Consider the following 15,736-nt stretch of genomic DNA (forward strand, 5'->3'; position numbering starts at 1 on the left):
CGCTTGTTGTCCGTGTGAGGTTGTCCGTCCCAAGCATGAAGCGGCTCTTCCAGCCAGGAGGAGAAACCATCATGCGCATACTGCCATCGCGTCTACAGTTGCCGTCAGCGCGGCTCTTCCTTCACGGCCAGTGGCAGGCTGGCGGTTATCAAGCAGTGCAAACTCCATCGCATCGCCGACTGTCTGGAAACATTGCGAAACGAAAAATGGGAAAGATTACAGAGATTTCATGCCGTTGGACTTCATTATGGCGTAGTTTCAATCTAGCTGTCGCGGCAATGACGGCCAATGCCCGAATGAAGCCGAAAGAGATGTGAATGGCGGACGCCACCCGGAAAATTGCCCCTGCGGTTGAAGAGCAGGACGCCGCCGCGCAGCCGATTCCGGTGCGCAGCAAACGTGGACGCATGCGCAGGCGCTGGCTGATTCTTCCGGCCCTGATCCTCGCCGCCGCCGGCTGGTACGGCTGGTCGGTCTACGGCAAGCAGGAAGCGGCCGAAGCCGTCGTGACGGAAGTGCCGGTGCGCGGCGATATCGAAAACAGCGTCACGGCGTCCGGTCTGTTGAGCCCGATCAAGGATGTCGATGTCGGCGCCCAGGTTTCCGGCCAGCTGAAGAGCCTCAAAGTCGAGATCGGCGACAGCGTCAAGGAAGGCCAGCTGATCGCCGAGATCGACAGCGCCTCCATCGAAACACAGATCGAGATCGCCGAGGCCGAGCTTGCCAATCTCGAGGCCCAGATGATCGATAAATCGGCGCAGGTGGTTCTGGGCAGTGCCAACCTGACGCGCCAGCGCGCCCTTGTCGCGGGCAACAGTGCCGCCCAGTCGGCGCTCGACGAGGCGGTGGCGGCACTTGCCGCAGCTGAGGCCAATGTTGATTCCTTGAAGGCTCAGGTCCGCAAGCAGGAGGCGACGCTCAAGGATGCCCGCATCAGCCTTGGCTATACCAAGATCTATGCACCGCTCACCGGAACGATCATCAATACGTCGGCCAAGGAAGGCCAGACGTTGAATGCCAACCAGACGGCACCGACCATCGTCACCATCGGCAATCTTTCGACCATGACGGTCGAAGCCCAAGTGTCCGAAGCCGATGTCGGCAAGCTCAAAGTGGGAATGAACGCCTATTTCACCCTGCTCGGCCAGCCCGGCAAGCGCTATCCCGGCACCCTGCGCCAGATCAAGCCGACGCCCGCGACCGAAAACAATGTCGTGCTCTATTACGCCCTGTTCGACGTGCCAAATCCGGACGGCGCCCTGATGATGAACATGACGGCGCAGGTCTTTTTCGTCGAATCGGCGGCAAAAGACGTGCTGACCGTTCCGGTCGCCGCTGTCCATTTCGGCAAGAATGGCACGTCGGGCGAAGTGACTGTCGTTGCCGCTTCCGGCGTCCACGAAACCCGCAAGGTCGAGACCGGGATCCGCAATCGCGTCCGTATCGAGATCAAGCAGGGCCTTGGCGAAAAAGACACCATCGTCGTCAGCACGGGTTCCGGTGACAAGGCATCGTCCGGCCGGGGCAATTCCCGGCGCGGCATGCCGCCGATGTTCTGAGGGCGCTCCCGATGACCCCGCTCATTTCGCTCAAGGATATCCGCAAGACCTTCGTCAATGGCGACGTGGCCGTTGAGGTGCTGCGCGGTGTCTCGCTGGATATCCAGCCGGGCGAATTCGTCGCCATCGTCGGCGCGTCCGGTTCCGGCAAATCGACGTTGATGAACATTCTCGGCTGTCTCGATACGCCGACCGGAGGGCAATATCTGCTCGAAGGCGAGGATGTCTCGGATTTGAACGCCGACGAGCTTGCGGCCAGGCGGCGCCAGATGTTCGGCTTCGTCTTCCAGAGCTACAATCTCGTTGCGACCGCAACGGCGCAAGAAAATGTCGAGATCCCCGCCATCTATGCCGGCATGCCGTCCCGGCAGCGGGAGGAGCGTGCGAGCATGCTGCTGCGCTCGCTGCGGCTCGGCGACCGGCTCGATCACCTGCCCAACCAGCTTTCCGGTGGCCAGCAGCAGCGCGTGTCGATCGCCCGCGCGCTGATGAACGGCGGCCAGATCATTCTCGCCGACGAGCCGACCGGCGCGCTCGATAGCCAGAGCGGCAAGGAAGTGATGGCGACCCTTCGGCAGATGAACGAGGACGGACATACCGTCATCATCATCACCCACGCGCCGGAACTGGCCGAATCCGCCGACCGCGTCATCGAAATCAGCGACGGGCTGATCGTCGCCGACCGTATCCCGGGCAATATTAGGCGGATCGGCCGCGCCAAGCCGGCACTGACGCCGAGAAGCGCCGGCAGGGCCGCCATCATCACCGATGTGGCCGAAGCCGTGCGCATGTCGTTCCGGGCGCTCAGGGCCAATCTGTTTCGCACCATCCTGACTTTGCTCGGCATCGTCATCGGCGTCAGCTCTGTCGTTGCGATGCTGGCCATCGGCACGGGAGCGCAGGATTCCGTGCTGAGCCGGATCGCTGCGATGGGTTCCGACCTTCTTGTCGTGCGGCCCAACATGTCGAATTTCCGTGGCGGCGAAGGGGGCAGCATCGTCTCGCTGATCCCGTCCGATGCCGACGCCATTCTGGAACTGCCCAATATCAGCTTCGCGGTGCCGGAAATGTCGAGCACGTTGACGGTGCGGGCCGGCAATCTCGATACGCAGACGACGGTCAACGGCACGGTGCCGCAGTTCCCTGAGGCCAAATCCTGGACCGTCGAGGATGGCGCCTTCCTCGAAAAGACCGATATGGATGCCTATGCGAGCGTCGCCGTGCTCGGCCGGACCGTCGCCGACGCGCTGTTTCCAGACGGTGCCGATCCGCTCGGGCAATATATTCTGATCAAGAACATCCCCTTCCAGGTCATCGGCGTGATGTCGAAAAAGGGCGCCAGCGCCGGCGGCAACGATCAGGACGATACCGTGCTGGTGCCGCTATCGACCGGAAATCTGCGCCTGTTCGGGGCGAGGAACGTCCGCTCGATCACCGTGCAGGTGAAGGATGGCAGCGCCATCAACGTCACGCAGGATCAGATCCAGGCTCTGCTCGATGAGCGCCACAAACGCCAGGATACGCAGATCATCAACATGGCCGCGATCCGCGAAACCTTCACCGAAACCTCCAATATCCTCAAGGTCTTCCTCGGCTCGATCGCCGCGATTTCGCTGCTGGTCGGCGGTATCGGGGTGATGAACATCATGTTGGTATCGGTCACCGAGCGGACCCGCGAGATCGGTATTCGCATGGCGACCGGCGCGCGCGGCCGCGATATCCTCACCCAGTTCATCGTCGAGGCGCTGGTGGTTTCCGCGCTTGGCGGCCTGATCGGCGTGGGACTGGGCCTCGGTATCGGCGTCGTGGCACAGGCGTTCGGCGTCGCCGTCAGTTTTGCGCCCGGCCCCGTGATCCTCGCCTTTGGCAGCGCCTTCCTCACCGGATTAATCTTCGGCTATCTGCCCGCCTACAACGCCTCGCGTCTGCAGCCGGCCGTGGCGCTGGCATCCACCTGATCAGCACGCTGCACCGTCACTGGTTGACGCCGCGCGCCTGATCGTTTCCACTCGTGCAAACGCACGAGGAGGAAACCATGTCCGACGCAGATCGCTTCATGACGAAGGCCATCGCGCTTGCCCGCGACAATGTTCGCAAGGGCGGGCGGCCTTTTGGCGCCGTGCTGGTGATCGATGGAGAGGTGGTGGCAACCGGTGTCAACGGCGTGTTGGAGACACAGGATCCGACCGCCCATGCCGAACTTGTCGCCGTGCGCGAGGCGGCCGTCAAGCGCGGCACCGCCACCCTCAAGGGGGCTTCCGTCTATGCCAGCGGCCATCCATGCCCGATGTGCCTCGCCGCCATGCGGCTCGCCGGCATAACCGATATTTCCTACGCCTATTCCAACGAAGACGGCGCACCCTATGGGCTGACATCGGCGCCGCTTTATGCGGACCTGCGCAAGCCGTTTGCCGATCAGCAGATGACATTTTCCTATCATCCAGTGCGGCCGGAAGGAGAGGTGGACATCTATGAGTTTTGGCGGGAAATGCAGCAGGGCTGAGTTAGCACTGATCTGCGGTTTGGCCGCTAGCTCTGGCTGTATTTGCAGCTTCCACCAAGGATCGAGTGGGTCGTCAAAGCTCTCGCTGTGGCCGGATGTCGCCGGAACATTATGTCGATGCGTGGGTGGCGGTCACCGATCCGAAAGGGCTGGCGCCCGGTGATGTCGGGCGCCTGAAGGACATGGTTTCGAAGCGGGATTGAGGAACCGGCGGCAGCGATGCCACCGGTCATTCGATATCAGGCGCTGCGCAGGGGTGCGAGCAACCTTAACGCATTGATCGTCACCAGCACGGTCGCGCCGGTATCGGCCAGGATCGCCGGCCAGAGCCCGGTAATGCCGGCGATGGTGGTCACCAGGAACACCGCCTTCAGGCCCAGCGCGATGGTGATGTTCTGGCGGATATTGCCCATCGTGCGTTTCGACAGGTCGATCATTTGCGCAACATCCCCGACCCGGCCGTGCAGCACGGCGGCATCGGCAGTTTCCAGCGCCACGTCGGTGCCGCCGCCCATGGCGATGCCGATATCGGCCGCTGCCAGCGCCGGTGCATCATTGATCCCGTCGCCGACCTTGGCGACGACAAAACCCTGCTGCTTCATCTCGCCGACGATCCGCTGCTTGTCTTCCGGCATCAGTTCGGCGCGCACCTCGATGCCGAGCTGCTTGCCGATCGCGGTGGCCGTGCGCTTGTTGTCGCCGGTCAGCATGACGATCTTGATGCCCGCATCCGTAAGCGCTTTCAGCCCGGATTTTGCATCGGCGCGCGGCTCGTCGCGCATGGCGATGGCACCGGCAAGCGTGTCGCCGATGATCAGCACCGAGACGGTCTTGCCCTCGTCGTTGAGCGCGGTGATTGCCGCCGTTTGCTCGGCAGACAGCGCAATGCGGTCGCCAGCCGCTTGCGGCGAGCCGAGGAAGACGGCCTTGCCATTCACCGTCGCTGTGACGCCCTTGCCCCCCAGTGCCTTGGCATCGGAGACTGCGGGAACCGCAACCTTGTCCGCTGCAGCCCGGTCAAGGATCGCCTTGGCCAGCGGATGGCTCGATCCGGTCTCAAGAGCAGCGGCAAAGATCAGCACGTCGGCTTCGGAATGTCCAAACGCTAGGACATCCGTGACCTTCGGTTTGCCCTCCGTCAGCGTCCCGGTCTTGTCCAGCGCGACGGCGGTGATGGTGCCCAATGTCTCCAGGACGGCCCCGCCCTTCAACAGCAGGCCGCGGCGCGCACCGGCCGAAAGCGAGGCGGCGATGGCTGCCGGCGTCGAGATGACGAGGGCGCAGGGGCAACCGATGAGCAGGATGGCAAGGCCTTTATAGACCCATTCCCCCAAAACGCCGCCCAGAAACAGCGGCGGAATGATCGCCACGAGCGCCGCAACAACCACGACACCGGGCGTGTAGTAGCGTGAGAAGCGGTCGATGAAGCGCTCGGTCGGCGCCTTGGATTCTTGCGCCTCCTCGACCAGCTTGACGACACGGGCAATGGTGTTGTCGGCGGCAGTCGCCGTTACCCGGACGCGCAATGCGGCATCGCCGTTGATCGTGCCCGCGAAGACTTTTTCATCAACGCCCTTGCGCACCGGCGTGCTTTCGCCGGTCACCGGTGCCTCGTCGATGGCGCTTTCGCCCGACAGGATCACACCATCGGCGGAGATGCGGTCGCCGGGCCGAACGAGAATGGTGGCGCCGACGGCAAGGCTTTCAGCCGGAACCGAGCGCGTCTGGCCGTTTTCCTCAAGCAGCGCCTCTTTCGGCACCAGCGCCGCCAGCGACTGGATGCTTTGGCGCGCCTTTCCGGCCGCAACGCCTTCGAGGAGTTCGCCGACAAGGAATAGGAAGACCACGGCCGCCGCCTCTTCGCCGGCATTGATGATGACGGCGCCGATGGCGGCGATCGTCATCAGCATTTCGATCGAAAACGGCGTGCCGGCCATCGCCGCCATGATGGCGCGCCGGGCAATCGGGATAAGCCCGATCAGCATGGCGACGATGAAGGCATAGGACGCGATCGATGGCATGAGATGGCCGACGGCATAGGCAATCACCAGCGCTGCACCCGAAAGGATGGTCAGCCTGCCCTTCTTGCTGGCCCACCAGGGGCCGTTTGTCGGCCCGTGGTCATGCCCGTGCAGGCCTTCGACAGCGTCCTTGGTGGCGGGCTTTGCATGATCGTGTCCACTATGGTCGTGATCGGCATGATCATCATGTTCACCATGCTTGGCGTGATCGTGGCCGTCATGGCTGTGATCGCCATGATCATGACCGCAGCATGCTTGCTTAGGCTTGGCAACCAGCGCGGCCTTGCCGGCAATCTGCGAGACCGAATAACCGAGGCCCGTGACTTTCTTGGCGATGGCCGTGAGGTCGCTGACCTCGTCATGTTTCACGGTCATCGTGCCAGCAGTCACCGAAACCGAAACATCCGTAACGCCCGGCATGCGCCGGACTGCCGTATCGATCTTGGCCGCACAAGAGGCGCAATCCATGCCCTCCACCCGGTATCGTGTCTGTGTCGCCTCTGCCATTGTCCGCTTCCTGTGTACGTGCTTGTCAAACTCTGGCATCTTTCCTACATCCTCTAGTGACTAGAGGTGCAAGAGGAAAATCGATGAAAAATATCAGTATCGGCGAGGCGGCGCGCAAAAGCGGCGTCAAGGTGCCGACTATCCGCTATTACGAGGGCATCGGCCTGCTGCGGGAGCCGAGCCGCAGCGAAGGCAATCAACGGTCCTACGAACAAGCCGATCTCAACCGCCTGACCTTCATCCGCCACGCCCGGGAACTGGGTTTCGAAGTGGAGGCGATCCGCACGCTGTTGAGCCTGCAGGACAATCCTTTGCAGCCGTGCGCCTCCGCCGATGCAATTGCTAAAGCCCGGCTCGTCGAGGTGGAACAGCGTATCCGCAGCCTGATGGCGTTGAAAGCGGAACTGGAAATGATGGTGGAAGGGTGCGGCCATGGCCGCGTCGATCAATGCCGGGTGATCGAAGTTCTCGCCGATCACGCCCAGTGCACGCATCACGGCCATTAAGGCGGCTTCGGAAAAGGTAATTTTGCCGCTCGGAGACAGACAGAAATATGTTATCTTCGGGGAACTTTTCGCGCGCGCGCGCGTTTCGTGTCTTATCGACAGATGCACAGCCAATTTTCATATCCGGAAAATCTAAATGCCCGAACGGTCCCGCCGAGCCCAGTTGCGCGAAAGCACGTTGCAAGCCCATGCCTCGCTCGACCGGTTGGTCGGCTCGTTCGATAGCCCTGACGCATACAAAAACTACCTGCGTGGAATTTCGACCTTCCGCGAGGCGGTCGAGCGTAAACTCGTATCCACTGTCTGGCCGGAGCAATGCGGCGCCTGGCATGCGGAAATGTTTTCGGGCCTCATCGCCGATGATCTCAATGACCTGGATGTGACGCCACAGCCATCGATGGACGCACCGGATCTGGGGCGGAGCCCTGAGGTGCTTTTCGGTATGCTCTACGTGCTGGAAGGGTCGGCGCTCGGTGCCCGCGTCCTTTACAAGCGTGCCAAGCAGCTTGGCTTCGACGAGGACTTCGGCGCCCGGCATCTGGCGGTGCAGTCACGCCGAAGCGATCGCTGGCCTGATTTTCTTGTCCTGCTCGAAAATGCCGATGCGCTCGACATGGAGCGGGTTGCCCATGCCTCGCGGGCAACATTTCAAACCGCCGAACGGGCCTTTCGTCAGGCATCCCATGAACCAGCATGACATTACCCCGGCTGAGCCGGTCAATCTGACCAATTGCGACCGTGAGCCGATCCATGTTCCCGGCAGCATCCAGCGGCATGGTTGCCTGGTCGCGTGTGATGCGCGGGCTGCAACGGTTGTTCGGCATTCCGCCAATACCGGCGCCATGCTGAGCGTTCCCGGCGAAATCAACGGCTTGCCGCTTGAAACCCTTCTCGGCGCCGAAGCGACGCACACTCTGCGCAACGCACTCGCGACGCTGGGAGAGGGCATGCGCCCGGCTCTGTTGTCCGGGGTGAATCTGCCAGGTGGCGTCTTCGACGTCTCGATCCACATCTTCCACTCGACCGTGCTCATCGAGTTCGAACCGGCGTCACCTGGCCAACCGTTGCAGCTTGCCCGTGGTCTTATCGGCCGGATCAGCGACATCGGCGATATCGACACCTTGGTGCGCCAGGCGGCACGGCTGATTCGCGGCATGCTGGAATACGACCGTGTCATGATCTATCGCTTCGAGCAGGATGGGTCCGGCAAGGTTGCCGCAGAAGCCAAGCGTGGCGATCTGGAGAGCTTTCTCGGACAGTATTTTCCGGCCAGCGACATCCCCCAGCAGGCCCGTATTCTCTATCTGAAAAACACCATCCGCATCATTGGCGATGCCAGCGGCGAGCGCATCGCGCTTGTACCGGTCTTCGACGCATCGGGGGAGGCGCTGGACCTTTCGCTCGCGCATCTGCGCAGTGTGTCGCCGATCCACTGCGAATACCTGCGCAATATGGGTGTCGCAGCCTCCATGTCGATTTCCATCATCGTCGACGGCGCACTCTGGGGCCTGATCGCCTGCCACCATTACAAACCGCGTATCCTGTCGATGGCGCAGCGGGTTTCTGCCGAGATGTTTGGCCAATTTTTCTCGCTGCATCTCACATCTCTCAAACAAAAATCCAGGCTTGACACCGCCACACGCGCCCGCGCCTCGCTCGATCGTTTCCTGCGCCTCGCCTCTCACCACGCCGATATCGGCCAGTTGTTGATGGAACACTTGCCGGATTTCCATGCGCTGATGCCGTGCGACGGGATCGGGCTTTGGATGAACGGTACCTGGAGTTCGCATGGCTCGGCACCGCCGGCTGCAGCCATTCCGGCGCTTTCTCGGCTGATCGGCGCGCTTGCCGAGGGCCGCGTCTGGGCGACGCACGCCCTGTCGCAGCGGATGCCGGAAGCTGAGGATTTTTGCGCGCAGGCAGCCGGAGTGCTGGCCATACCCCTGGCGCAGACAAGGCGGGATCATCTGTTCTTCTTCCGCAAGGAACTCGTCCAGAGTTTAAACTGGGCCGGCAATCCGGAGAAAACATATGCGACGGGGCCGTTGGGTGACCGGCTGACGCCGCGCCAGAGTTTTGCCATCTGGAAGCAGACCGTTCATCAACAGGCTCAACCTTGGACGGAGGCAGACCGGGAAATTGCCGAAGTCACACGGTCTGTCCTGGTCGAGGTCGGATTGCGCCACAGCGAACTGATGGCGGAAGAGCGCAGCCGCTCGGATGTGCGCCAGCGCATGCTCAACGAAGAGTTGAATCACCGCGTCAAGAACATTCTCGCGCTCATCAAATCGTTGGTCGGTCAGCCGATACAGGAAGGCCGCACGTTGACCGATTACGTCGCCTCATTGAAGGGTCGCATTCAGGCGCTGTCCTTCGCCCATGATCAGGTGGTCCGTGGGGACGGCGGCGGGCCGCTGATGGATCTTCTGAACGCTGAACTGACACCCTATCGCCAACCCACCATATCGATTGCCGTCAATGGTCCACCGGTCCTGCTCAACTCCCGCGCCTTTTCGGTGATGGCGCTTGTGCTGCATGAACTTTCGACCAACGCCGCCAAATACGGTGCCTTGTCGCGGCCCGGCGGCCGGCTCGAGGTGTCATGGTGGCTGACGCTGCATGGTGACTGCGAAATCGTTTGGCGGGAAACCGGCGGGCCGCTCGTCTCTCCGCCATCCCGCACCGGCTTCGGAACCGCGCTGATCGATCGCAGCGTGCCGTATGACCTCGATGGCCGCAGCGAGGTTTCCTATGCCAGCGAGGGGGTGGCGGCCCGGTTCCTGTTGCCGGCAAAACATATTTTGCTGGCTGAACAACCGTCCCACGCGTCGGCCAGCCAAGTCGCTGGTAATGAGCCGGTAAAGGGAACGTTGGCCGCAGATCTGAAGGTCATGCTGGTCGAGGATCAGATGCTGATCGCGCTCGATGTCGAAGGCATGCTTGGCGATCACGGCGTTTTCGATGTGATGACCTCTGCCTCAGCTGCCGATGCACTGAGCAGGCTCGCGGACTATGCGCCGGATGTGGCGATCCTCGATGTCAATCTCGGTGCTGAAACCTCTCTTTCCGTGGCGCGCGAGTTGGCGGGGCGAAACATTCCCTTCCTGTTTGCCACCGGCTACGGAAACAGCGAAATGATTCCCCCCGATTTTTCATGGGTACCTGTCATTCGCAAACCGTATGATGGTACCTCGCTGATTGCGACGATTGCGGCGCTTCTTGAGAACAGCGGCGGCGGGTAGCTTTCTACCGGCAGACGGTCTGATTGCCTCTCAACGGTCGGTCGGATAGGGTCCAGCCGAACGGGCAGGGCGCAACGGCCCGCCGAAACCGGAATTCGTCATGACGCTTCAGGCAAAACGCATCCTTCTCATCATTTCCGGCGGCATCGCGGCCTATAAGAGCCTCGATCTGATCCGGCGGTTGCGGGAGCGCGGCGCTTCCGTGCGGCCGGTGATGACGGCGGGTGCGCAGGCTTTCGTGACGCCGCTTGCCGTCGGAGCGCTTGCTGCCGACAAGGTTTTCACCGAGCTGTTTTCCCGAGAGGATGAGCAGGATGTCGGCCATATCCGCCTCGCCCGGGATTGCGACCTGATCGTCATTGCGCCTGCCACCGCCGACCTGATGGCGAAAATGGCCAACGGCCTTGCCGACGATCTGGCCTCGACCATCCTTCTGGCGACGGACAAGCCGGTGCTTGTCGCACCGGCGATGAACCCGAAAATGTGGTCGCATGCCGCCACCCGCCGCAACCACGCGACGCTGGTGGCCGATGGCATACGCTTCATTGGTCCGGCTTCCGGCGAAATGGCTGAAAGCGGCGAAAAAGGCGAAGGCCGGATGGCCGAACCCTTGGACATCGCCGCCGCAGCCGAGGCGTTGCTTGATACAGGCCCGAAACCTTTGGCGGGCAAGAAAGTCATCGTCACATCCGGACCGACGCATGAGCCGATCGATCCCGTACGCTATATCGCCAATCGCTCGTCCGGCAAGCAGGGCCATGCCATCGCCGCCGAACTCGCCCGGCTCGGCGCTGATGTGACGTTGGTCTCCGGGCCGGTAACGATCCCAGATCCGAAGGGCGTCAAGGTCGTCCATGTCGAGCGGGCCGAAGAGATGCGCGACGCTGTGATTGGGGCATTGCCGGCCGATATCGCCGTGATGGTCGCCGCCGTCGCCGATTGGCGGGTGGCCACCGCTTCCGGCAACAAGATCAAAAAGCAGCCGGGCGAAGCACCGCCGCCGCTCATGCTCACCGAAAATCCGGATATCCTGAAAACCATCGGTCATTACGCCAAACGGCCGAAACTGGTGGTCGGATTTGCTGCGGAAACGCAGAATGTCGCTGAGAACGGCCGCTCCAAGCTGGAGCGCAAGGGCGCCGATTATATCCTTGCCAACGATGTTTCACCCCATACCGGCATCATGGGCGGTGACCGCAACACGGTGAAGGTGATCGGCAAATCGGGCGACGAGGACTGGCCGGAAATGGACAAGCAGGCGGTTGCCGAGCGGCTCGGCACACTGATCGCCTCACATTTTTCCTGATGCCATCCGTTCCATTCGGGACGTATCAGGCGCAGCGCCTGCCGTTCCGAATAGACGCACATCGACGCCGTTTTCGCCGACGATGACTGCGGTGCCGTCAGGGATTTCCACCCAGGCATTGTCATCGTCGTTGAGCGGCTCGGAGACGAGGCAATAGCCGCCGCTCGGTCCCATCGGTGCCGCATAAAGCGTCGGTGCCTTCCAGTCGGACGCGTAGCGCACGGCATAGAGATTGTGGCCGTCGGAAAGGGCGGCGGTAAAGCGCACCAGAACCTTGCGCTCCAGATACTCGGCCAGCCGTTCAACGAAGGCCAGGGTCTCGGCAATCGCCCCCAACGGGTCCTGCTCAAGGCCGAACTGCAGGGCCAGCAGGAACAGCAGCTCGCTATCGGTCGATCCTGTGCGGGCGGTGTAAAGGTCGTTGTCGAGCATCGCCTCCATCGGCCGGCGCAGATGTTCGAAGTCGCCGATCTGGCCGTTGTGCATGAAGGACCAGCGGCCATGCACGAAAGGATGGCAATTGTCGCGCCGCGTGCCGCCGCCGGTCGCCGCCCGCACATGGGCGAGAAACAGCGGTGAGCGGATCTGCCGGGCAATGCTCTTCAGATTGCAGTCCGACCAGGCGGGAAGGATATCGCGGTAGCGGCCGGGTTCCGGATGATCGCCGTACCAGGCGATGCCGAAGCCATCACCGTTGGTCGCCGTCTTGGCGCGGGTGGCGCAATGAGATTGCTCGATCAACGAGTGGGTCGGCGACGACACCAGTTCTTCCAGATAGAGCGGCTCTCCGCGATAGGCTGCCCAGCGGCACATGCAGGATACTCCGGATCGCGGGGATGGCCCGCCTTGATGGTTCGTTAACCATGATATTTGCCGATCATCCGGCCGAACATGGTAAAAATACGTTAACGAACAGGATCATTTCCGCATCTTGCCGGTCAACCTGTCGATTTTGGATGCCGGGCCTGTTCTTCTGGGACGTGCGACGGAAAGCCAGTCCGGCCTCCCGATAACTGTTGGTGTGGGATATTAGGAAGGGCGAAATGGTAGGAAAAATGCAGATGTGGAATGTGTGTTCTATTCTTGCTTGGGATATTTGCATAAGGTCCTGAGGACACCGCAAAGCAGGAAGAGACCCGGACAGATGGCCGAACCCGACAGCAGCATCGCCATTCCGCAGGATTTCGACGGGCTGAAGGCGGTCATCTTGGAGCGCAAGGCCCAATTGCCGAAGCGGCTTCGCCAGGTGGCAGCTTACGCGCTCGACAATCCCGACGAAATTGCCTTTGGCACGGCTGCCAGCATCGCCACCTCCGCCGATGTTCAGCCGTCGACTTTGGTGCGCTTTGCCCAGCATTTCGGTTTCGAAGGGTTTTCCAGCCTGCAGCAGATCTTCCGGGCACGGTTGCGCGAGCGCACGCCGGGTTATGACGAACGTCTGAGGGCGCTGAGCGGCAACGACCACAGCAAGCTGGAAAGCGGTTCGATCTTCAACGGTTTTGTCGCTGCGGCACATCGCTCGCTGGACAATATCGCCAGTTCCGTCGAGCCCGAGGCATTCGAGCGCGCCGTCAATATTCTGGCCGGTGCCGAAACCATCTATCTGGTCGCCAAGCGGCGCTCCTATCCGATCTCCGGATACATGGCCTATGCCTTCGGCAAGCTGAAGGTCAAATATCAGATGGTCGGCACGGCGGCCGGGATCGATGACGATATTCTGGCAATGGCCGGTCCGCAGGATGCGGCGTTTGCCGTCAGTTTCTCGCCCTATGCGTCCGAAAGCGTCAATCAGGCCAAGCTGCTTGCCAATCGCAAGGTGCCGGTGGTGTCCTTGACCGATTCGGCCTTCTCGCCGCTGGCAGAATCCTCGAAGGTCTGGTTCGAGCTTGTCGAGGCCGACCACGCCGGGTTTCGCTCGCTCTCGGCCAGCATGGCGTTTGCCATGGCGCTGACGGTTGCGATTGCGGAAAAAAGGCGGCGGATCGGCGAAGATCACTTAATGGAATGAAAATTCCACATTGACTAAACGGCGGAATTTATGTGTCATAAAGGCGACACCCCACCAGCCAATAAAAATGTTGGCGCGACGCAAGCGTCCGCCGGGAGGAAGCAGTGAGCCAGATCAACGCGACGCAGGCGGACAAGCCACTTGACCTTATCACCATCGGCCGCGCCTCGGTCGATCTTTACGGCCAGCAGATCGGCACCCGGCTTGAAGACGTTGCCAGCTTCGCCAAATCCGTCGGTGGCTGCCCCACCAATATCTCCGTCGGCACCGCGCGTCTCGGCCTGAAATCGGCGCTTTTGACCCGCGTCGGCAAGGAGCAGATGGGCCGTTTCATCCGCGAGCAGCTGGAGCGCGAGGGCGTCGAGACCAAGGGTATCGTCACCGATCCCGAGCGGCTGACGGCGCTGGCCATTCTGGCTGTCGAAAGCGATCATTCCTTCCCGCTGTTGTTCTACCGCGACAATTGCGCCGATAGTGCGTTGTGCGAAGACGATATCTCCGAAGAGTTCATCCTCTCGGCCCGCGCCATCCTCGTCACCGGCACCCATTTCGCCAAGCCGCATACGGATGCCGCCCAACGCAAGGCGATCCGCATCGCCAAGCAAGACGGCGCCAAGGTCGTATTCGATATCGACTACCGCCCGAACCTCTGGGGCCTCGCCGGCCATGATGCCGGTGACAATCGCTATATAGCTTCCGAAAAGGTGTCCGCGCATCTCAAGACGGTGTTGGCCGATTGCGACCTGATCGTCGGCACCGAAGAGGAAGTGCTGATCGCATCCGGCGACAGCGACCTTTTGGCAGCGCTGAAAACCATCCGCGCCAATTCCAAGGCGACGATCGTGCTGAAGCGCGGCCCGATGGGCTGCATCGTCTATGACGGCCCGATTTCCGATGATCTCGAAGACGGCATCATCGGCAAGGGGTTCCCGATCGAAGTCTACAACGTGCTCGGTGCCGGCGACGCCTTCATGTCGGGCTTCCTGCGCGGCTGGCTGAAGGGCGAGCCGCATGCGACGTCCGCCACCTGGGCCAATGCCTGCGGCGCCTTTGCCGTGTCGCGCCTGCTCTGCGCGCCGGAAATCCCGACCTGGACCGAGCTGCAGTTTTTCCTGGAAAACGGCAGCACGGAAAAGGCGCTGCGCAAGGACGAAGCGATCAATCACGTCCATTGGGCAACCACCCGCCGCCGCGAAATCCCGCAGCTGATGGCGCTCGCCATCGATCACCGCAGCCAGCTGGAAGATCTGGCCGGTGGTGACGCCGAGATTCTGGCACGGATCCCGGCCTTCAAGGTTCTCGCCGTCAAGGCCGCCGAGCGCATCGCCAACGGCCGTCCCGGTTTCGGCATGCTGATCGACGACAAATACGGCCGCGACGCGCTTTATGCCGTCAACAAGAACTTCTGGATCGGCAAGCCGATCGAGCTTCCGGGCTCACGGCCGCTGCAGTTCGAGTTCAGCCAGGATCTCGGTAGCCGGCTCATCGAATGGCCCGTCGATCACTGCATCAAGGTCCTGAGCTTCTTCCACCCGGACGATCCGGCCGAGATGAAGGCGACCCAGATTGCCAAGCTCCGCTCGGCCTTTGAGGCTGCCCGCAAAGTCGGCCGCGAAATCCTGATCGAGATCATCGCGGGCAAACATGGCACGCTCGACGACAACACAATCCCGCGTGCGCTCAATGAGCTCTACGATGCCGGCTTGAAGCCGGACTGGTGGAAGCTCGAGCCGCAGGCAAGCCGCGCTGCCTGGGCCGCCATCGACGCCGTTATCGAAAAGCGGGATCCGCTCTGCCGTGGTGTTGTCCTGCTCGGGCTGGAAGCCTCATATGAAGCGCTAAAGGAAGGTTTCGCTGCTGCCCGCACGTCAAAAACCGTCAAGGGTTTTGCCGTTGGCCGGACGATCTTTGCCGAGGCAAGCAAGGCTTGGCTGGCTGGCGAGATTGATGACGAACAGGCGATCGCCGATATGGCGGGCAGGTTCGAGGCCCTGGTCAATCTCTGGCTTGGGCTGGCGGAAACGAAGGCGGCTTGATTGGATGGCGGTGAGTTTACCTCCCCCTTGAGGGGGGAGGTCGCAGCG

At 61.8% G+C, this 15,736-nt stretch carries 12 protein-coding genes; 10 read left to right on the forward strand and 2 right to left on the reverse strand.

Annotated elements, in window-relative coordinates; translation table 11 throughout:
* Nucleotides 1-71 precede the first annotated feature (71 nt).
* From ACP7E6_RS17565 to ACP7E6_RS17580, 4 genes are all read left to right on the forward strand, one after another.
* Nucleotides 72-317, forward strand: a complete 246-nt coding sequence (locus ACP7E6_RS17565) for a hypothetical protein (RefSeq protein ID WP_426231021.1) — start codon at nucleotides 72-74, stop codon at nucleotides 315-317.
* On the forward strand, nucleotides 318-1,559 hold the full coding sequence (locus ACP7E6_RS17570) for an efflux RND transporter periplasmic adaptor subunit (RefSeq protein ID WP_426231022.1): 1,242 nt from the start codon (nucleotides 318-320) through the stop codon (nucleotides 1,557-1,559).
* An 11-nt stretch (nucleotides 1,560-1,570) separates the two neighbouring features.
* Complete coding sequence (locus ACP7E6_RS17575; RefSeq protein WP_426231023.1) at nucleotides 1,571-3,517, forward strand: MacB family efflux pump subunit; 1,947 nt, start codon at nucleotides 1,571-1,573, stop codon at nucleotides 3,515-3,517.
* Between the two features lie 77 nt (nucleotides 3,518-3,594).
* Nucleotides 3,595-4,062: a nucleoside deaminase gene (locus ACP7E6_RS17580; RefSeq protein WP_426231024.1), complete on the forward strand. Its 468-nt coding sequence runs from the start codon at nucleotides 3,595-3,597 to the stop codon at nucleotides 4,060-4,062.
* Between the two features lie 239 nt (nucleotides 4,063-4,301).
* Here ACP7E6_RS17580 and ACP7E6_RS17585 read toward each other — a convergent pair whose 3' ends face one another.
* A complete protein-coding gene (locus ACP7E6_RS17585) occupies nucleotides 4,302-6,590 on the reverse strand; it encodes a heavy metal translocating P-type ATPase (protein ID WP_426231025.1) in 2,289 nt (762 codons plus the stop codon).
* Nucleotides 6,591-6,673: 83 nt separating this feature from the next.
* Between ACP7E6_RS17585 and ACP7E6_RS17590 the strand changes: the two genes are divergently transcribed.
* The 4 genes from ACP7E6_RS17590 (at nucleotide 6,674) to coaBC (ending at nucleotide 11,644) form a co-directional block, all read left to right on the forward strand.
* A complete protein-coding gene (locus ACP7E6_RS17590; RefSeq protein WP_426231026.1) occupies nucleotides 6,674-7,096 on the forward strand; it encodes a MerR family transcriptional regulator in 423 nt (140 codons plus the stop codon).
* 136 nt (nucleotides 7,097-7,232) lie between these two features.
* On the forward strand, nucleotides 7,233-7,793 hold the full coding sequence (locus tag ACP7E6_RS17595; RefSeq protein ID WP_426231027.1) for a biliverdin-producing heme oxygenase: 561 nt from the start codon (nucleotides 7,233-7,235) through the stop codon (nucleotides 7,791-7,793).
* Nucleotides 7,780-10,338, forward strand: a complete 2,559-nt coding sequence (locus ACP7E6_RS17600; protein WP_426231028.1) for an HWE histidine kinase domain-containing protein — start codon at nucleotides 7,780-7,782, stop codon at nucleotides 10,336-10,338. The genes ACP7E6_RS17595 and ACP7E6_RS17600 overlap by 14 nt, the downstream gene beginning before the upstream one ends.
* 100 nt (nucleotides 10,339-10,438) lie before the next feature.
* On the forward strand, nucleotides 10,439-11,644 hold the full coding sequence (gene coaBC, locus ACP7E6_RS17605; RefSeq protein ID WP_426231029.1) for a bifunctional phosphopantothenoylcysteine decarboxylase/phosphopantothenate--cysteine ligase CoaBC: 1,206 nt from the start codon (nucleotides 10,439-10,441) through the stop codon (nucleotides 11,642-11,644).
* On the opposite strand, the gene ACP7E6_RS17610 is transcribed toward coaBC, so the two are convergent.
* On the reverse strand, nucleotides 11,630-12,457 hold the full coding sequence (locus tag ACP7E6_RS17610) for a class II glutamine amidotransferase (RefSeq protein WP_426231030.1): 828 nt from the start codon (nucleotides 12,455-12,457) through the stop codon (nucleotides 11,630-11,632). The two genes, coaBC and ACP7E6_RS17610, sit on opposite strands and share 15 nt — an antisense overlap.
* Before the next feature lie 331 nt (nucleotides 12,458-12,788).
* Here ACP7E6_RS17610 and ACP7E6_RS17615 point away from each other — a divergent pair, with 331 nt between their 5' ends.
* Nucleotides 12,789-13,652 carry a MurR/RpiR family transcriptional regulator gene (locus ACP7E6_RS17615; RefSeq protein WP_426231031.1) on the forward strand — a complete coding sequence of 288 codons (864 nt, stop codon included), beginning with the start codon at nucleotides 12,789-12,791 and terminating at the stop codon, nucleotides 13,650-13,652.
* A gap of 104 nt (nucleotides 13,653-13,756) precedes the next feature.
* Nucleotides 13,757-15,688 (forward strand): bifunctional 5-dehydro-2-deoxygluconokinase/5-dehydro-2-deoxyphosphogluconate aldolase, encoded by a 1,932-nt coding sequence (locus ACP7E6_RS17620; RefSeq protein WP_426231032.1) that lies wholly within the window; start codon nucleotides 13,757-13,759, stop codon nucleotides 15,686-15,688.
* Nucleotides 15,689-15,736 lie beyond the last annotated feature (48 nt).

This window comes from Pararhizobium sp. DWP3-4, assembly GCF_049898205.1.
Classification (GTDB): Bacteria; Pseudomonadota; Alphaproteobacteria; order Rhizobiales; family Rhizobiaceae; genus Pararhizobium.

Excerpts from the sequence above, each read along its gene's own strand:
- ACP7E6_RS17565 (WP_426231021.1), top strand. The coding sequence starts at position 72 with ATGCGCATACTGCCATCGCGTCTACAGTTGCCGTCAGCGCGGCTCTTC.
- ACP7E6_RS17570 (WP_426231022.1), top strand. The coding sequence starts at position 318 with ATGGCGGACGCCACCCGGAAAATTGCCCCTGCGGTTGAAGAGCAGGAC.
- ACP7E6_RS17575 (WP_426231023.1), top strand. The coding sequence starts at position 1,571 with ATGACCCCGCTCATTTCGCTCAAGGATATCCGCAAGACCTTCGTCAAT.
- ACP7E6_RS17580 (WP_426231024.1), top strand. The coding sequence starts at position 3,595 with ATGTCCGACGCAGATCGCTTCATGACGAAGGCCATCGCGCTTGCCCGC.
- ACP7E6_RS17585 (WP_426231025.1), bottom strand. The coding sequence starts at position 6,590 with ATGGCAGAGGCGACACAGACACGATACCGGGTGGAGGGCATGGATTGC.
- ACP7E6_RS17590 (WP_426231026.1), top strand. The coding sequence starts at position 6,674 with ATGAAAAATATCAGTATCGGCGAGGCGGCGCGCAAAAGCGGCGTCAAG.
- ACP7E6_RS17595 (WP_426231027.1), top strand. The coding sequence starts at position 7,233 with ATGCCCGAACGGTCCCGCCGAGCCCAGTTGCGCGAAAGCACGTTGCAA.
- ACP7E6_RS17600 (WP_426231028.1), top strand. The coding sequence starts at position 7,780 with ATGAACCAGCATGACATTACCCCGGCTGAGCCGGTCAATCTGACCAAT.
- coaBC (WP_426231029.1), top strand. The coding sequence starts at position 10,439 with ATGACGCTTCAGGCAAAACGCATCCTTCTCATCATTTCCGGCGGCATC.
- ACP7E6_RS17610 (WP_426231030.1), bottom strand. The coding sequence starts at position 12,457 with ATGTGCCGCTGGGCAGCCTATCGCGGAGAGCCGCTCTATCTGGAAGAA.
- ACP7E6_RS17615 (WP_426231031.1), top strand. The coding sequence starts at position 12,789 with ATGGCCGAACCCGACAGCAGCATCGCCATTCCGCAGGATTTCGACGGG.